This window comes from Streptococcus sp. FSL R7-0212, assembly GCF_038007985.1.
GTDB classification, from domain to species: domain Bacteria; phylum Bacillota; class Bacilli; order Lactobacillales; family Streptococcaceae; genus Streptococcus; species Streptococcus parauberis.
Genome location: NZ_JBBOYF010000001.1, coordinates 416,134 through 432,653, shown reverse-complemented (window position 1 = coordinate 432,653; position 16,520 = coordinate 416,134). Strand labels below are relative to the sequence as shown.

19 protein-coding genes and 1 riboswitch are annotated in these 16,520 nt (G+C 36.0%); of the genes, 5 read left to right on the top strand and 14 right to left on the bottom strand.

What is annotated here, in order from left to right; genetic code table 11:
* Positions 1 to 41: 41 nt before the first annotated feature.
* From MKY69_RS02345 to MKY69_RS02325, 5 genes are all read left to right on the top strand, one after another.
* Positions 42 to 1,493 (top strand): UDP-N-acetylmuramoyl-L-alanyl-D-glutamate--L-lysine ligase, encoded by a 1,452-nt coding sequence (locus MKY69_RS02345; protein ID WP_003104981.1) that lies wholly within the window; start codon positions 42 to 44, stop codon positions 1,491 to 1,493.
* A 220-nt stretch (positions 1,494 to 1,713) separates the two neighbouring features.
* Positions 1,714 to 2,496, top strand: coding sequence for an ABC transporter ATP-binding protein (locus MKY69_RS02340; RefSeq protein ID WP_003105857.1), 783 nt, complete (start codon positions 1,714 to 1,716; stop codon positions 2,494 to 2,496).
* A 24-nt stretch (positions 2,497 to 2,520) separates the two neighbouring features.
* Positions 2,521 to 3,441 carry an iron-hydroxamate ABC transporter substrate-binding protein gene (locus MKY69_RS02335; protein ID WP_003106240.1) on the top strand — a complete coding sequence of 307 codons (921 nt, stop codon included), beginning with the start codon at positions 2,521 to 2,523 and terminating at the stop codon, positions 3,439 to 3,441.
* A 16-nt stretch (positions 3,442 to 3,457) separates the two neighbouring features.
* Positions 3,458 to 4,477, top strand: coding sequence for a FecCD family ABC transporter permease (locus MKY69_RS02330; protein WP_003104560.1), 1,020 nt, complete (start codon positions 3,458 to 3,460; stop codon positions 4,475 to 4,477).
* Positions 4,477 to 5,472, top strand: coding sequence for a FecCD family ABC transporter permease (locus MKY69_RS02325; protein WP_003106238.1), 996 nt, complete (start codon positions 4,477 to 4,479; stop codon positions 5,470 to 5,472). The genes MKY69_RS02330 and MKY69_RS02325 overlap by 1 nt, the downstream gene beginning before the upstream one ends.
* Positions 5,473 to 5,490: 18 nt before the next feature.
* Here MKY69_RS02325 and MKY69_RS02320 read toward each other — a convergent pair whose 3' ends face one another.
* From MKY69_RS02320 to MKY69_RS02255, 14 genes are all read right to left on the bottom strand, one after another.
* Positions 5,491 to 6,150 (bottom strand): DUF1803 domain-containing protein, encoded by a 660-nt coding sequence (locus MKY69_RS02320; protein WP_003106237.1) that lies wholly within the window; start codon positions 6,148 to 6,150, stop codon positions 5,491 to 5,493.
* 40 nt (positions 6,151 to 6,190) lie between these two features.
* Positions 6,191 to 6,655 carry a hypothetical protein gene (locus MKY69_RS02315; RefSeq protein ID WP_003104139.1) on the bottom strand — a complete coding sequence of 155 codons (465 nt, stop codon included), beginning with the start codon at positions 6,653 to 6,655 and terminating at the stop codon, positions 6,191 to 6,193.
* Positions 6,655 to 7,590, bottom strand: coding sequence for a manganese-dependent inorganic pyrophosphatase (locus tag MKY69_RS02310; protein ID WP_003106236.1), 936 nt, complete (start codon positions 7,588 to 7,590; stop codon positions 6,655 to 6,657). Before MKY69_RS02310 ends, MKY69_RS02315 begins: the two co-directional genes overlap by 1 nt.
* A gap of 117 nt (positions 7,591 to 7,707) precedes the next feature.
* Complete coding sequence (gene pflA / locus MKY69_RS02305; protein ID WP_003103661.1) at positions 7,708 to 8,499, bottom strand: pyruvate formate-lyase-activating protein; 792 nt, start codon at positions 8,497 to 8,499, stop codon at positions 7,708 to 7,710.
* A gap of 72 nt (positions 8,500 to 8,571) precedes the next feature.
* Complete coding sequence (locus tag MKY69_RS02300; RefSeq protein WP_003106235.1) at positions 8,572 to 9,906, bottom strand: hemolysin family protein; 1,335 nt, start codon at positions 9,904 to 9,906, stop codon at positions 8,572 to 8,574.
* Between the two features lie 162 nt (positions 9,907 to 10,068).
* On the bottom strand, positions 10,069 to 10,614 hold the full coding sequence (locus MKY69_RS02295; RefSeq protein WP_175282154.1) for a tRNA (mnm(5)s(2)U34)-methyltransferase: 546 nt from the start codon (positions 10,612 to 10,614) through the stop codon (positions 10,069 to 10,071).
* A gap of 6 nt (positions 10,615 to 10,620) precedes the next feature.
* A complete protein-coding gene (locus MKY69_RS02290; protein WP_003105061.1) occupies positions 10,621 to 11,406 on the bottom strand; it encodes an ABC transporter permease subunit in 786 nt (261 codons plus the stop codon).
* A complete protein-coding gene (locus tag MKY69_RS02285; RefSeq protein WP_003104290.1) occupies positions 11,403 to 12,236 on the bottom strand; it encodes an ABC transporter ATP-binding protein in 834 nt (277 codons plus the stop codon). Before MKY69_RS02285 ends, MKY69_RS02290 begins: the two co-directional genes overlap by 4 nt.
* The gene (locus tag MKY69_RS02280) at positions 12,229 to 13,182 is read right to left on the bottom strand and encodes a TIGR01212 family radical SAM protein (protein ID WP_037619743.1); all 954 of its coding nucleotides are present in this window, start codon (positions 13,180 to 13,182) and stop codon (positions 12,229 to 12,231) included. Before MKY69_RS02280 ends, MKY69_RS02285 begins: the two co-directional genes overlap by 8 nt.
* A 58-nt stretch (positions 13,183 to 13,240) precedes the next feature.
* The gene (locus tag MKY69_RS02275) at positions 13,241 to 13,891 is read right to left on the bottom strand and encodes a phosphatase PAP2 family protein (RefSeq protein ID WP_003106231.1); all 651 of its coding nucleotides are present in this window, start codon (positions 13,889 to 13,891) and stop codon (positions 13,241 to 13,243) included.
* Positions 13,892 to 14,455 (bottom strand): ECF transporter S component, encoded by a 564-nt coding sequence (locus MKY69_RS02270; protein ID WP_003106230.1) that lies wholly within the window; start codon positions 14,453 to 14,455, stop codon positions 13,892 to 13,894.
* 77 nt (positions 14,456 to 14,532) lie between these two features.
* Positions 14,533 to 14,657, bottom strand: a riboswitch (FMN riboswitch).
* A gap of 135 nt (positions 14,658 to 14,792) precedes the next feature.
* Positions 14,793 to 15,338 carry a tRNA (cytidine(34)-2'-O)-methyltransferase gene (locus MKY69_RS02265; RefSeq protein WP_004234788.1) on the bottom strand — a complete coding sequence of 182 codons (546 nt, stop codon included), beginning with the start codon at positions 15,336 to 15,338 and terminating at the stop codon, positions 14,793 to 14,795.
* Between the two features lie 188 nt (positions 15,339 to 15,526).
* Entirely contained in the window at positions 15,527 to 15,766 is a 240-nt protein-coding gene (gene yidD, locus MKY69_RS02260) for a membrane protein insertion efficiency factor YidD (protein WP_037621206.1), read from the bottom strand.
* A complete protein-coding gene (locus tag MKY69_RS02255; RefSeq protein ID WP_003102482.1) occupies positions 15,763 to 16,488 on the bottom strand; it encodes a pseudouridine synthase in 726 nt (241 codons plus the stop codon). The genes yidD and MKY69_RS02255 overlap by 4 nt, the downstream gene beginning before the upstream one ends.
* Between the last annotated feature and the right edge of the window lie 32 nt (positions 16,489 to 16,520).

Below are 16,520 nucleotides of genomic sequence, written 5' to 3'. Positions count from 1 at the left end.
GATACTTGTAAATCTAGAACTTTAGAGATAAAATAAGTTATATGATTACAATTGAAAAAACTATTGAACTTCTTAAGGAAGATAAAAACTTTAGGGAAGTGTTAGACAAAGAAAATTATTATTTTAATTATTCTGCCCTAACCTTCTCTAACCTTACTTATGATAGCCGAAAAGTTGATATGAGTACGCTTTTTTTTGCTAAAGGCGCAGCATTTAAGGCAGAATACTTAGAATCTGCAATTAAATTGGGATTAACTGCCTATGTTTCAGAAGTTGACTATCAAGTTGGTATTCCGGCAATCATCGTTACTGATATCAAAAAGGCAATGGCTATTATTGCTAAAGATTTTTATGGTAATCCGCAAGATAAGCTTAAGCTATTAGCCTTTACCGGAACTAAGGGCAAAACGACTGCTGCTTACTTCGCTTACAATATCTTGCAAGAATCCCATAAGCCAGCCATGTTATCAACAATGAACACCACTCTTGATGGCAAAACTTTCTTCAAATCTCAATTAACTACACCAGAATCTTTGGACCTTTTCCAAATGATGTCAACTATTGTTGATAATGGAATGACTCATTTGATTATGGAAGTCTCAAGTCAGGCTTACTTGGTCGAACGTGTTTATGGTTTAACCTTTGATGTCGGTGTATTTCTCAATATCAGCCCAGATCACATTGGTCCAATTGAGCACCCAACTTTCGAGGACTACTTCTATCATAAGAGACTTTTAATGGAGAATAGCCGAGCAGTTATCATTAATAGTGATATGGATCATTTTGATATCTTAGCTGAACAAGTTGCCAATCAGGAGCACGACTTCTATGGTAGTCAGTCAGAAAATCAGATATTAAACAGTCAAGCCTTTACTTTTAGTGCTAATGGTAAAATGGCTGGAGATTATGATATCCAATTAATTGGGAAATTCAATCAAGAAAATGCTACTGCTGCTGGACTAGCTTGTCTACGTCTAGGTGCTGATTTGACAGACATTAAGCAAGGAATTGCTAGGACTAGCGTCCCTGGACGAATGGAAGTTATCTCACATCCAAGTGGTGCAAAAGTTTTCGTTGATTATGCTCATAATGGAGATAGTCTAGAAAAATTAGTTACAGTTGTTGAAGAACACCAAAAAGGAAATATCAGCTTAATCATTGGTGCAACAGGTAACAAGGGTGAAAGCCGTCGAGCAGATTTTGGTCAGGTAATTAATAATCACCCAACCTTAAAAGTATATTTAACTGCTGATGATCCAAACTTCGAAGACCCACAAGATATTTGCCAAGAAATTGCAAATCACGTCAATAGATCTGTCTCGATCATTGCTGATCGTACAAAAGCCATTTCAACGGCCATCAAAGATTGCCAAAAAGAAGGCGACGCCTTAATCATTGCTGGTAAAGGAGCCGACGCCTATCAAATTGTTAATGGCCAAAAAACAGATTATCCTGGTGACTTAGCAGTTGCTCAATCATTAATAAATGATTAAGACGCCTCTCTGGTGTCTTTTTTTTTACTGCTCAATTGGTAAAAGAGCATTATTTATAATCATTATTAGTGATTTTTATAACCATTCTTACTACTCTTTTTAACCATTACAAACAAGTCAATTTTTACAGAAATGCAATATAAAAGGCTTTGTCCTGTCTTTTTTCTATGCTATAATGAGAAAGCTCTTAAAATATACTATAAGAAAAAGGGAGGGGATAATGTCAATTATTTCAGCAGAAAAAATTGAAGTTGCATATGATCAAACTATTGTATTGAATGACTTGTCACTTGAATTATTGGATAATAAAATGACTACTATTATTGGCGCAAATGGTTGTGGCAAATCGACTTTGCTGAAAGCATTAACCCGTATCCTCCCTATTAATCAAGGACAAATCATCATCGATGGTCAATCCATTGCAACTATGCCGACCAAAACAATTGCTAAAAAAATTGCTTTATTACCTCAAGTTCAAGAAGCCAGTCAAGGCATCAAAGTTTATGACCTAGTTTCTTATGGTCGCTACCCACATCAAGACAGACTTGGTCGATTAAAAGACAAAGATATTGCTATCATAAATTGGGCCCTTACTGCCACAAATACCAGTGAACTGGCTGACCTTGCTATTGATTCTTTGTCTGGTGGTCAACGTCAAAGAGTTTGGATTGCAATGGCCTTGGCACAAGATACGGATACGATTTTTCTTGATGAACCAACGACATATCTAGATATGAATCATCAGTTAGAAATATTACAATTACTAAAAAGTCTAAATGAAAATGAAGGTAAAACTATTATTATGGTCTTGCACGACCTCAACTTATCATCTCGCTTTTCTGACCAATTAATTGCTATGAAAAATGGTCAAATTCAATACCAAGGGACCGTCACTGAAGTGATGTCACCTGCAATTATTAAAGATATCTTTAATATTCAAGCGGATATTATTGAAGACCCTAAACATCATTGCCCAACTTTATTGAGTTATGATTTACTATAAATTTATTCTAGGAGAATAGAATTCATGAAAAAATTACTGTCACTGCTTACTTTAGCTTTATCTGTTTTTATCTTGGTTGCTTGCGCAAGCAATTCTCCAAAAAAAACAACTATAAAACCATCTAAAATGCCTAAAATAACAGGCTTCACATATAAAGGAACGATACCAGAACATCCAAAGCGTGTCGTTAGTTTAACTTCAACTTATACAGGCTATCTTGCAAAATTAGATTTGCCTTTAGTAGGAGCAACAACTTATGATCAAAAGAATCCACTCCTAAAAGATGCTTTAAAAGATGCGAAGATTGTTTCAGCAGCGGATTTAGAAAGTATTGCTGCCTTAAAACCAGATTTAATTGTGGCTGGTTCAACTGAAGAGAATTTGCCTCAATTAGCAAAAATCGCACCAACTTTATGCGTTCAATACCGTAAACATGACTATCTCCAAGTTTTTTCAGATTTTGGAAAAGTCTTTAATCAAGAAGATAAAACAGAAGCTTGGTTAAAAAAATGGAATAAAGATACCGCACAATTTGAGAAGAAAGTCAAAGCTGTCACCGGAGACAAAGCAACCTTCACCATTATGGGACTTTATCAAAAAGATATTTATTTGTTTGGTAAAGATTGGGGCCGAGGCGGTGAAATTATCCATCAGGCCTTCCATTATGATGCACCAGAAAAGGTAGAAAAAGAGGTCTTTCCAAAAGGCTATCTTTCACTCTCACAAGAAGTCTTGCCTGATTACATTGGAGATTATGTTGTCGTTGCTGCCGAGGATGACAAAACTGGCGCTGCTTTATACGAAAGCCAGTTATGGAAAGATATTCCAGCTGTAAAGAATAAGCATGTCATTAAAGTCAATGCAAATACCTTCTACTTCACTGATCCAATTTCCTTAGAGTATGAATTAAAAACACTCAAAGAGGCAATTTTGGCACAAAAATAAAAGGACTATACAATCCATGTTATTTGGACAAACAAAAGATAAAGTTAAGAATAAGCCAAGAAATTTTTGGCTTATTCTTTTCATAAGTTGCCTTATCCTACTTATTGGAATCTATTTCAGTTTAATCTATGGGGCAAAATCATTTTCATTTCAAGAATTACTTATAGCCTTAAAATCTAGTCAGCCATCGAAAATCAGAACAATACTGGTTGATGTTCGCTTACCAAGAATTGTTGCGGCTATCTTAGTTGGTACTGCTTTATCGTTATCTGGATCTATTATGCAAGCTGTGACCAGAAATCCAATTGCTGATCCTGGACTTTTAGGAATTAATGCTGGTGCTGCCTTAGCTCTGGCTATTGCCTATACCATTTGGCCCCAGCTTCACTATTCCTTAATTATTGTAATTTCTATGGTTGGCTCTACACTTGCATGCCTATTAGTCTTTGGCCTTTCCTATCAAAAAGGCCGAGGGTATCAGCAAATGCGCCTTATCTTATCTGGGGCAATGGTAGCCATGCTCCTTTCAGCCATCGGACAAGCGTTGATTAACTATTTTCACTTAGCAACCGCCATTATTGGCTGGCAAGCAGGTGGCTTGGTTGGCGTCAATTGGAAAATGGTTACTATGGTCGGACCAGTGATTATCCTAGCCCTCATTATTCTGCAAGTCTTTGCTTATCAATTAAGTATTTTGAGTTTAGCAGAAGAAAAAGCAAAATCATTAGGTCAATCAACTTTTACTCTAACCCTACTATTCTTAGCTTTAGTCCTTGTACTCTCATCAACTTCCGTTTCTTTAGCTGGTAATATAGCCTTTGTCGGACTGATTGTACCCCATCTCACTAAAGCTTTCATCCCTCACAATTACAAGCAGTCCTTACCAATTATCGGTATCCTAGGAGCAGCTTTTATCGTCTGGGTCGACTTGCTTTGTCGCGTCATTAATCCACCCTATGAAACACCTATAACAGCTGTGGTGAGTCTACTCGGATTCCCAGTTTTATTATGGCTGGTTAGAAAGGCGGAAAATTGATGACTAAACAAAAATTTGCATTTTCTCTAGCTATTCTGATCAGCTTCCTCGCTTTCTTATTTTTCCTAAGCTTATCCATTGGCGATTCTCAAATGTCTCTTCTGGCTGTCCTTAAGTCTTTAATGGGAAAAGCTGACGCTTCAACGACCTTTATTATTACAAGCATTCGACTACCCCGTATTTTAGCTGCCATCTTTGGCGGTGCCAGTTTAGCCATCTCGGGCCTATTACTCCAGACACTCAGTAAGAATCCATTAGCCGATTCTGGTATCCTGGGCATCAATGCTGGGGCTGGCTTAGCAATAGCTTTGGTAACGGTATATGCAGGTGAAGTGCCCGGTCTCATGACCTTTCTCCCCTTAATTGTAATATCTAGTGCCCTACTAACTGTCGCCCTTGTATATTGGATGTCCTTAAGTCCTACTGGCCGTCTCAAAAGTCAAACACTGATTATTACCGGAGTAGGTTTGTCACTAATGCTTTCTAGTCTGATGATTGCCATTACAGGACGTGTTAACCCCTTTAAACTTGATTATATTATTAGTTGGCTAAGTGGACAAATTATTGGTGATGATTGGAAAAGTCTAAGTTTGGTCCTGCCAGTCATGATTATTTTACTAGCCTTAGCTTTCTGGCACAGTTATCCTCTAAATATTTTGAGTTTTAATGAAGAAACGGCGACATCTCTAGGTTTATCACTAAAAAAAGAAAGGTTAATTACGCTTATCCTTTCAACAAGTTTAGCAGCCTTAAGTGTCTTATTACTTGGGAACATTTCCTTTGTTGGTCTGATTTGTGGACATATTGCAAGTCAATTTGTCGGAGCAGACCATCGCCTAAAATTACCTTTTGCAGCTTTACTTGGAATGATTTTTCTCCTCCTGTCAGATACCTTGGTGCGCGTTTTCTTAGTTGGCACAAATATCCCAACAGGAATTGTTATTTCAATTATTGGAGCACCCTATTTCCTTTATCTGATGTCAAAATCAAAATAAAAGCTTAGACAATGGTGTCTAAGCTTTTTTTGCTATAAAAGTTAATTGGTCACTATCAACTGCCATTTGGAGACCATAGGCATTTTCCCCAACTATTTGAATATAGCCCAATAATACCAAACTTTGACAAAAAATATCATCAACTTTTTGTTTGACCACTGGACGACGGGTAAACTTCAGAAGAAATGTCGAAACATACTTCATGGCATAATTTTGATTTACATCACCAATTAGCTCATAAAGGGATAAGTGTGAGTCAGATAAGGAATATTTATGACTTAACTTGTAGAAATAATTAGACAAGGTCAACTGCTGGCGTTCAAAGTCCGTTGATTCTATGATAACACAAGCATTGGTTTCATTTATTAGCTTGGTTTCAAAGCGCAGCTCTTGTAAGGCTTGGTAAATAGCAGAGCAATCATCAATAAAAACCATTTGATCTAATTGTAGTTTATCAAGTGATTCAAGCATTGGCAAAGCCAAGTGATAGCGTTTGTCAGCTCTTACGATATAACCAGCCTGTATATAATCTTCTATGTGTCGATCCAAGTTTATTTGGTCTGGAAAGTCTTTTTTGATTTGTCTTAAAATGACATCGTTATTTTCAGCCAAATAATTAATTAGTTCTTTAAAAAATGGCTGGCCTGTTAATTTATCCGGATTTATTATTTTAATCATGTTCTTATTATAGCAAAAAAAGAAGGATTGCTCCTTCTTCTTACAAGTATTCTTTTTTGACGACAAAGAATGTTCCACGAATTTCACCGGCTAATTTTGAACGTTGGCGGGCAAATTTAAATTTGCCTTCAAATTCTTTTGGAATGTCAATGCCGTTGGATAATTTAAACCCAACTGCGCGTTTGCCACCTTCAGCAAGTGTATATAAGACATTTACTGCAAGTCCATTGACATAATAGACATGTGACCATAAAATACCATCAACTTCCATCTGTGAGACACAAAGTGCTTTATAGGGGAAAACCATGTCACGTTCTTCCAGTACTTTTTCAATGAAAGGGAGGATTTCTGGTTTTTCTTCTGGTGTAAAGACTTCATAGTCAATCTTATATTTATTCCAGAAATAACGTGCTTCGTTTGCGCGAAGACCAGCTAAAACTTCTTTTACTGGAGAATCCTCTAATAAAGTTGTTTCAACTTCTTTAAAATTTACAATATATGACATTAAATACCGAAGCTCTCTGTTAATTGAGGTACAACTTGTTTTTTACGTGATACAGCACCAGCTAAGAAAGCATGGTTATTTTCAAGAGTGAATTTAAATGCTGCTTCTACTTTATCCATATTGCTACCAATTGCTAAAATTTCTGAATTTGAATTAACAATATCTGTAATCATAAGCACGAAGTCTGAATAACCTTCAGTTGCAATTGCAGTTTTGATTGCAGCTTCAATGGCATCTTGACGTTCTAGAACTTCATTGATATCAACAGTGTTAACTTGTGCGACACGAACAGCATTACCATTCAATTCAAATGTTTTTGCGTCGATGTCAATTAATTCTTCTTCTGTTTTACTTGAGAGGTTTGTTCCTGCTTTAAGAAGGGCCATTCCGTACTCTTCTAAATTAACACCTGCAAGCTCTGCCAATTCTTCAGCCAATTTAGGGTCTGTCATATGAGTTGTTGGTGATTTAAGTAAAAGTGTATCTGAAATCAAGCCTGAAAGCATAAGCCCAGCAATTTCTTTTGGTACTTCAAGATTGTTTTCTTTAAACATACGGTAAACAATTGATGATGCTGATCCAACTGGTTCTACACGCATAAATAAAGGGTTAGCTGTTTCAAAGTTGGCTACACGGTGGTGGTCAACAACGCCATAAATGTTTAATTCTTGGATATCTGAGATAGATTGTTGGAATTCGTTATGGTCTGTTAGGATAACCGTATCCACTCCTTCAGCTTTAGCTGATTCCACAACACGTGGTGCTGTAACTGAGAAGTAATCAAGAGCAAAAGCAGTTTCTTCGTTTGGTTGACCTAAAGCGACTACTTCAGTATCTAAACCATAAGCTTGTTTTGCTAAATAAGCAAATGCATACGATGAACCAATGGCATCAGAGTCTGGATTTTGGTGACCAAAAACAAAAATTTTAGACATGTTTATACCTCATTCTATTTATTCACTCTATTTTAGCAAATTTACCTTTCAAAATCAAAGTATCCTTCTTTAAAGCCTTACAAAACAAGAAAAAGACTAGCAAATTTGCTAATCTCATTAACTTTGATGAACACGATTGAGATATTCAGTATATGTCTCAGTTTTCATCACTTCTTTGGCATGTTGAACACGTTCTCTTGTTGGTGGTTTGACGCCTTCCAATTGATAAGGGATCCCAAGTTCACGCCATTTAAATTCTCCCATTGTATGGTATGGTAGGATTTCGAATTTATCAACGTTTTTCAATGTGGCTACAAATGCACCCAATCGTTCTAAGTGGTCATCAATATCTGTCAGACCGGGCACTAAAACGTGTCTAATCCAGACTGGAATCCCTTTTTCTGACAAATACTGGGCAAATAATAAAATATTTTTGTTTGGTTGTCTGGTAACAATTTTATGCTGTTCTTCATCAATTTCTTTAAGATCCAGTAAAATTAAGTCAGTTACAGCTAATAAAGTATCTAATTTTTCATGGTATTCAGGTGTTGCACGATAGGCAAATCCACAGGTGTCAAGCGTCGTATGAATACCTAAAGCTTTTGCTTCCGTGAAGAGGGCAGTAATAAAATCAATTTGAAGCATGGCTTCACCACCAGAGACGGTAATCCCTCCGTTTTTACCCCAAAAATGTTTATATTGCAAAGCTTCATTTAAGACATCTTTAACAGTCCGTTCTTGTGATTTATTCGTTTCCATCTCCCAAGTATCAGGATTATGGCAATACTGACAACGCATTTTACAGCCTTGCATAAAAATAATAAAACGAATTCCAGGTCCATCAACTGACCCAAAGCTCTCTGTAGAATGTATCATACCAGTTACTTGACCATAATCTATAATTGTCATTTTTACTCCTTTTCATGAAAACGGTTAACAATTTCATTATATCATTTTTAGCCAAAAAGACTAGGCCATGGCCTAGTCTTCTTCAATATTCTGTTCTATATTAGAAACAATTAATTTTAGCTTAGTAATACGGCCATCTTTAACCTTATCATTGATCAGAATTAAGTGTTTACCGTTACTTTCACACTCATAAGTTTCTTTTTCTTCTTGACTTGGAATATTTCCAATTCCTGTTATATAGAAACCAGCAATGGTATCCACATCATCACTTTCAAGTTCTGTTTCAAAGAATTCATTAAAATCATTCAAAGTCATTGTCCCAACGACAATATAAGTTCTATCACCGATATCATGAACAAACTTTTCAGCCTTATCTGACTCATCATCAATTTCACCAACAATTTCTTCTAACAAATCTTCTAAAGTTACTAAACCAGCAACTCCACCATATTCATCTAAAAGAATAGCCATTTGATTTTGCGTATTTCGAAATTGTCTCAAAAGATCATCAACAAAAATTGTTTCTGGAACAAAAAGTGGTTCTTGGAGAATACGTTTCATATGTATATTCTCAAATCCGTTTTTAAAGCCAGCTTCAAGCAGACGTTTGGTATGAACTAAGCCAATGACTTTATCCTTGTCATCATCATAAACAGGAATCCTTGAAAAATTTTGACTCAGTATTTCTTTAATATTTTCCATTGCATCGTCATTGACATCAATCATAAATGCGTCAGTCCGTGGGACCATGACTTCACGCGCCATCAATTGATCAAGAGAGAAAATTCCTTGTAGCATTTCAATTTCTTCAGCATCTAGAGTTGCTTCACTATTTGAAAGCATGTACTCTATTTCATCACGCGTCATTTGTTCATCAGCGTCATCAAAGGTCATTGGTGTTATGCGACTAAGTAAATTAGTCGAAGCTGATAAAAACCAAACGAAAGGACTAACCATTTTTCCTAAGACAATAATCACGGGTGCAGAAATAACTGCCAATTTATCTTTTAAATTCATGGCAATCCGTTTTGGATAAAGTTCACCAAGCACAATCGAGATATAGGTTAAGAAAACAAGTGAAATAACACTTCCTGCTGTCTGGGCTGTTTCAGAACCACCCATCCATTGTGAAAATACTTTTCCAAGCGAAGCAGATAAGCTTGCCCCAGATAAGAGACCAATAAAGGTAATACCAACCTGAATAGTTGATAAGAAATTATTTGGTTGGTCTAAAACTGTCAATAAGCGAATGTATCGTTTGTCACCGTCTGCTGCTTTTTGTTCAACACGCGAGCGGTTAAGAGAAACTAAAGCCATCTCACTTGCTGAGAAAAAGGCATTTAATAAGGTCAAGGCAAGTAGTAATAAAATTTGTAAATATAAGGGCTGACTCACAGGGTCTTCCATTAATAATAACTCCTAAAAATATATATAGTACATTCATTATAGCACATATTTACTACTTGGCATTTATTTTGTTTTTATTATCCTAAAATTTTCCGTAAAATCTCATATATATATTTTTCAGTAAATGTCTCTACAAAAAAAGAAGCTAGCCAAAGCTAACTTCTAATTATTTTTTTCAATCATAACCAGATATGGAGGATTATTGACTTGATTAATCGCCTGATAAGTCATCACGGTTATTTCTTTTTGATTCAATTTGGACAGGTAGGCCATCAAAGCTTTGCGCTCTTCTTGACCACCTTCATGGCCATAATAAACCATAATTGCTATCCGACCACCGACGACTAAACGTTCTATAATTTTTTCAAGCGCTAGTATTGTTGTATCTGGTTTAGTCACTAAATCTTTATTTGCACTTGGTAAATAACCAAGGTTAAAAATCGCTCCATCAATCTTATCCGTATACTTATCCACATGTTGATGACCATCAAGAATTAGTTGAACATTATTTACATGAATAGCATCTAATTTTTTTCTAGTCGCTAAAAGGGCTTCTTCTTGGATATCAAAGGCAATGACTTCTTTTACCAAGGGTGCAAAATAAAGCGTATCATTACCATTTCCCATTGTCGCATCAACAAACAAACTATCTTGGGTTAAAACTTCTTTTAAAAATTCATGTGATAATTGAATTGGTTTTTTCACTATTACTTCCTAACTTGCTAAATCACGATGGTTATACACTAAGCTTGCCATTGCTAATGAAATTAATATCACTGCTGCAGCAACAACCAACATTTTCCAGTCTAAATTTTGACCAGCAAAGCGATCTGTCGCATTAGTAAAATAAAATGGTGTGACAAACTTGAGGTAGTCAACTTTTTCTACTAGGCGACAAATAATATCCATAAAGTATGCCAATAGAACGATTCCCATCCCAAGTCCAATAAGTCGTTTTCTAGTAAAAGCAGAAATCATAAAACAAAGGCTGGCAATTTCAATTTGTAACAAAAGCACCAGACCATGGTATTGCCAAAACGCTGCATAATCAAAATCCATATTAACTTTCCATAAAGCAAGGTATTCTAGCCCGATGCCAATAATATTGAAAATAACTAAGCAAATTAACATGCCAACATATTTACCATTAAGAACCTTTTGTCTGCTCAAAGGTAAACTATAGAGGAACTCTGCCGTGTGAGCTTCTTCTTCCTTGGCAACAATTGAAACACCAAGTAAAGCACCATACATGGCAGCGCCTAATGAAAAGATTAGTGCAATTTCTACCGCATAATAGCCCCCAAGAGAAGCTATAGAGACTTTGTCCATTCCCAAGGCCTTAGAGACACCACCCATATCTTGATAGATATTTGAAATGTTCTTCATACTATCTGCGACACTCTCATAGAGCAGGATACAAAGGGCACTACTTAAGCCAACTGTGATGGCCCATATCAAAAGACTTTTTGTGTTTTGACGTAATTCATGTCTGATAATCATTTGCCATCCTCCTGATAATAATGCATAAACAGTTCTTCTAAACTAGGTTCCTCAATCAAGACATCATCAGGATTTAATTGGCTCAAGTCGGCCAAAAGCTGATCAACTTTCCCTTCAAAAGTGAAGGTATTTGATTCGCCATCTTTCCAAGTAGTGACAATTTTCTTCTGACTGCGCATCAAGTTTTCTACAGTATCAACTGCTAACAGTTTTCCTTTTTTGAGAATACCGACCCGGTCGCAATAGTCTTTTACTTCTGATAAAACATGTGAGGAAAGGAAGGTTGTCCTTCCAGCCTCTTTGGCTTCCAGGAGTAATTGGAAGAATCGTTCCTGCATGAGAGGGTCTAAACCAGATGTCGGTTCATCAAGAATTAACAAGTCTGGCTGGTGCTGTAAAGCACAAACAATGCTGACCTTTTTACGATTTCCGAGTGATAAATCTTGAATTCGTTTGTTCATCGGTACATCTAACAATTTGCATATGCGGTCTGCTTCTTTCGTACAATCTTTATCATGTGCTTTAGCTGCAAAACGGATAACTTGTTTAGCAGTCATTGTTGGGTAAAACATTGCCTCAGATGGCATGTATCCAATATGCTCTAATAAATCTTCCATAGTTTTATGACGGTTGTTGAAAAGCGTAATAGTCCCTTTTCTATGCCCAATTAATTCCAAAATACAACGAATAGTCGTTGACTTTCCAGCACCATTTGAACCTAAAAAGCCAAAAATTTCGCCTTTTTCAACTGATAAATTTAAATTATCCAATGCTAAGTATCTTCCATAAGACTTAGATAATTTGTCAATTTTTAAAATTGTATCAGACATCTTCTCTCCTCCTGTCATTTAGTTCTTTTGAACTACGACATCCTTGGTAAGAATCTCTTCTTTCCATTTCAAAATCAATTGCATTAAGAACTTCCCACTTATTTAAACTCCACATGGGACCAATTAACATCTCTCTTGGAGCATCGCCAGTAATGCGGTGGATAACAATATCCTCTGGTATGATCTCCAATTGATCACAGATAACAGATATATAGTCCTCTTGTGACATTAATTGAAGTCTACCTTGATGGTAATCTCGTTGCATCCGGGTATTTGTCATTAGATGGAGTAAATGGAGCTTTATCCCTTGAATATCATTATCAGTGACACAACGTCGAACATTTTCAATCATCATCTCATGGGTCTCACCAGGGAGCCCGTTAATTAAGTGCGAAACAATCTCAATCTTAGGATATTTGCGAAGGCGCTTAACTGTTTCCTTGTATAAAGCGTAAGAATGGGCACGATTTATTAACTGTGAAGTTACTTCATATGTTGTTTGCAAACCTAACTCTACAGTAACATGCATGGTTTCCGCCAGCTCGCCCAGATAAGCAATCACATCATCTGGTAAGCAGTCTGGTCGTGTACCAATATTTACTCCTACTACGCCTGGTTCGAAAATAGCTTGTTCATAACGTTCTTTAATGGTTGCCAAGGGGGCATGAGTATTTGTGAAATTTTGAAAATAGACCAGATATTTTTTCACTTCTGGCCACTTGGCATGCATAAAATCAATTTCCTTATAAAATTGCTCACGAATTGGTGCATCTGGTGCGACAATAGCATCACCTGAACCTGAGACAGTGCAAAATGTACAGCCCCCATGGGCCACTGTTCCATCCCTATTTGGACAATCAAAACCAGCATCTATGGGAACTTTAAAAATCTTTTCTCCAAATATCCGTCGATAGTAATCATTGAGGGTTTGATATCTCTTTTTCATATTCATATTATAGCATTAAATAGACAGAAAAAAACAACTCGATTGAGTTGTTTAGACATTATTTTTGTTTTGATTGAAAGCGCCACTCGAACCGTTTTTTATCATATATTGGATATAAAAACTGGAGTACTCCAAATCCTAGGATAAATCCGCCCAATACATCACTTGGATAGTGAACACCAAGATAGATTCGAGAAGTCCCTATGATAAGAATTAATAACCCAAGTAAGCCGACTGTTAGCATTTGAAGAGGCTTATTACTAATCCTTTGATAGGCAATAATCAATAAAGCTCCAAAAATCAACATACTTCCCATTGCATGTCCAGAAGGGAATGAATAGCCATCAGCCACAACTATATGAATAAGGGAAGGCCGTCCACGCTGGTAAATCAGTTTTAATACTGTGATTAAAATGGCTGCAATGATACCAATAATCAACATAAAGTATGCTTCTGACTTCCATTTTTTTAATGCTAAAAGAACTACAGAAACAATGACAATCATTATTTGTGTAATCACATTACCGGCGATAGTAATGGTTCTAAAAAATTCAGTTAGATTTTCTGGTAAACTGCCTCTAACTGCTGATTGAAACGTCTGATCAAACTGGACTAAACTTTCCGGGAAAAATTTAACAATGTAGCCAATCATAACGAATATCAATAAAGCAAAGGAAGCAATTAACCAATGTTGTTGCTTATTTTTCATCTATTGTGTATATCTTTCTAAAATTGGTTTACAAGCAATATACACAAAATAAAATGAAATAGCAAATATTATACTTTCTACAATATTAAAAGGTACCACCATTGCCATCATATATTTACCAATACCAATAAAAGATCCAATATCAAAATTAGCAAATTTAGCATAAAGTGGAATGGCATAAAAGTAATTTAATATGACCATTGAAAGTGTTAAAACAATTGTTCCAATAAGACTAGCTCCAAGGTACTGTTTTACTGTTTGTTTTGATTTCCAAATCAAGGCAAACACAGTCACAAATAATCCTAATGCAACAATATTCATGGGTAAACCAATAAAATCATTGACTCCACTATTATTCAGTAATAACTTCAATAGTGATCTCAAAATCAGAATGACATAAGCACTCTTTAAATCTAATAAAGCCATACCAATTAACACCGGTATAATTGAAAATTCAATCTTTAGGAAACTAGCTCCTGGTATGATTGAAAAGCTAAAAAACATCAAGACAAATGATACCGCTGAAAGTGCAGCAATCATTACCATACGTTGTGTTTTTGACATAAAAAAGTTCCTCCAATTTTTTCAAATTGAAAGAAGTTCCTTCGTATTTGGGTACCAAAAAAGTAGTAGCCAAAAAACCCGGTCTTCTCTCATCCAGACTTTACTGTCGGTCGTGGAATCACACCACGTCAGCTTTCGCTCGCGGACTTCTAGTTACCTAGTCACCGCCGGTCGGGAATTACACCCTGCCCTGAAGACACTAATAGAATAGCAAATATCTCACTATATAGCAAGACATTTGATTAAAATTATAAATAATATGCAAACTGACTCTATTTTAGAATTTTGTTTATATAAAAAAGCACCTTTTCAAAAAAAGATGCTTTTTTATATATTACTACTTCAATTTATCATGTTCATATCTATGGCTTAATTCCAGACCCTGGAATGATTGTTGCTTTAAGGCTTCATATACTATCATACAAACCGTATTAGATAGATTTAGACTTCTGACATGTTCATCGTTCATTGGGATGCGTAAAGCCTTCTCAGAATATTCTCGCATGAATTCTTCGGGTAGTCCTTTATCTTCTCGACCAAAAATAAAGTAATGGGCTTGTCCATCATCATAATTGTGATCTGAATAGACCTTTTCTGCAAATTTACTGATTAAATGAATTTGTCCGTCCACTTTTCCCAAAAAATCATCCAAGGAATCATAGAATCGAACATCTAATTTATCCCAATAATCTAGTCCTGCACGTTTCATCTTTCGATCATCAATTGGAAATCCCATTGGTTTGATAATATGAAGGGGTGCGTTGGTTGCCGCACATGTTCTTGCTATATTACCTGTATTTTGTGGAATTTGTGGTTGAAATAAAACCACATGGTTTCTACTATTGTTTTCTCTATAGTCTATGTCTTCTAGTTTGTTTCCCATTATATTATTCTACCTTTTCACTCATAAAAAAACCACACTGCTCGGAGTCATGCTCAGCAAACAATGTGGTTGTGGTGCTTCGCAAACTTAAATCATAACAGGTTTGATTTAAATCAACGAAAACTTATTACTTATTATAACACTCTATCAAAGATTGTCAACAATTTATCTTTATAAAGTCGTTTTTTTCAAATATTTTTATTACGTCTTAAAGTGAAATAGTCAGGGACAGGATCATTCCCACCTTCAACAAATGGATGGCAACGCAAAATGCGTCCAACCCCCATTACTACACCTAATATACCATGTTTTTCAATCGCCACAATCATATATGTGGAACAGGTGGGACGGTATCGACAAGAAGGTGGAAAGAGTGGAGAAATCCACTTTTGGTAGACTTTCACTGGTGCTATTAATAGTTTTTTCATTTGTTATTTGTTACTGCTGCATTATGCAACTGACTGATTTCTTTCTTATTTAATCGACGAGCTTCGCCTGGACGTAAGCCAGTCAAATCTAACGTACCAAATTGAGTCCGAGATAGTTTATCAACAATCAAGCCTACTGATTCAAACATTTTCTTAACTTGGTGGTTGCGACCTTCATGAATAGTTAACTCAACAATCGAACGATTCTTATCAGCTTCAACTCGAATGATATTATAACGAGCTGGTTTAGTTTTCTTACCATCAATAACCACTCCACGAGTCAATGGACGCAAGTTATCTTTTGTAGCAATTCCTTTAACACGCGCCAGATAGACTTTATCAATCTCATTTCTTGGGTGAATCATCATGTCTGTGAAATCACCATCATTGGTTAAAAGAAGTAAACCAGATGTATCCCAGTCTAGACGACCTACTGGATAAATTCTTTCTTTAACTTGTGGTAGTAAATCAATTACGGTTTTTCTTCCTTTATCATCTGAAACGGAAGAAATCACACCACGAGGTTTATTTAAAAGATAATAGACTTTTTCTTCATTGTAGATTGGACTACCTTCAATCTCTACTTGATCACCTGATTTAACAGTCGTTGCTAATTCAGTAACGACTTGACCATTGATAGTAACTAGTCCTTGTTTAATTAGTTCTTCAGCTTTCCGTCTACTGGCAACCCCAGCATGGGCGATAAATTTGTTAATTCTCATTTTTTCTCTTTTCTATTGCGTTCAAACCAACC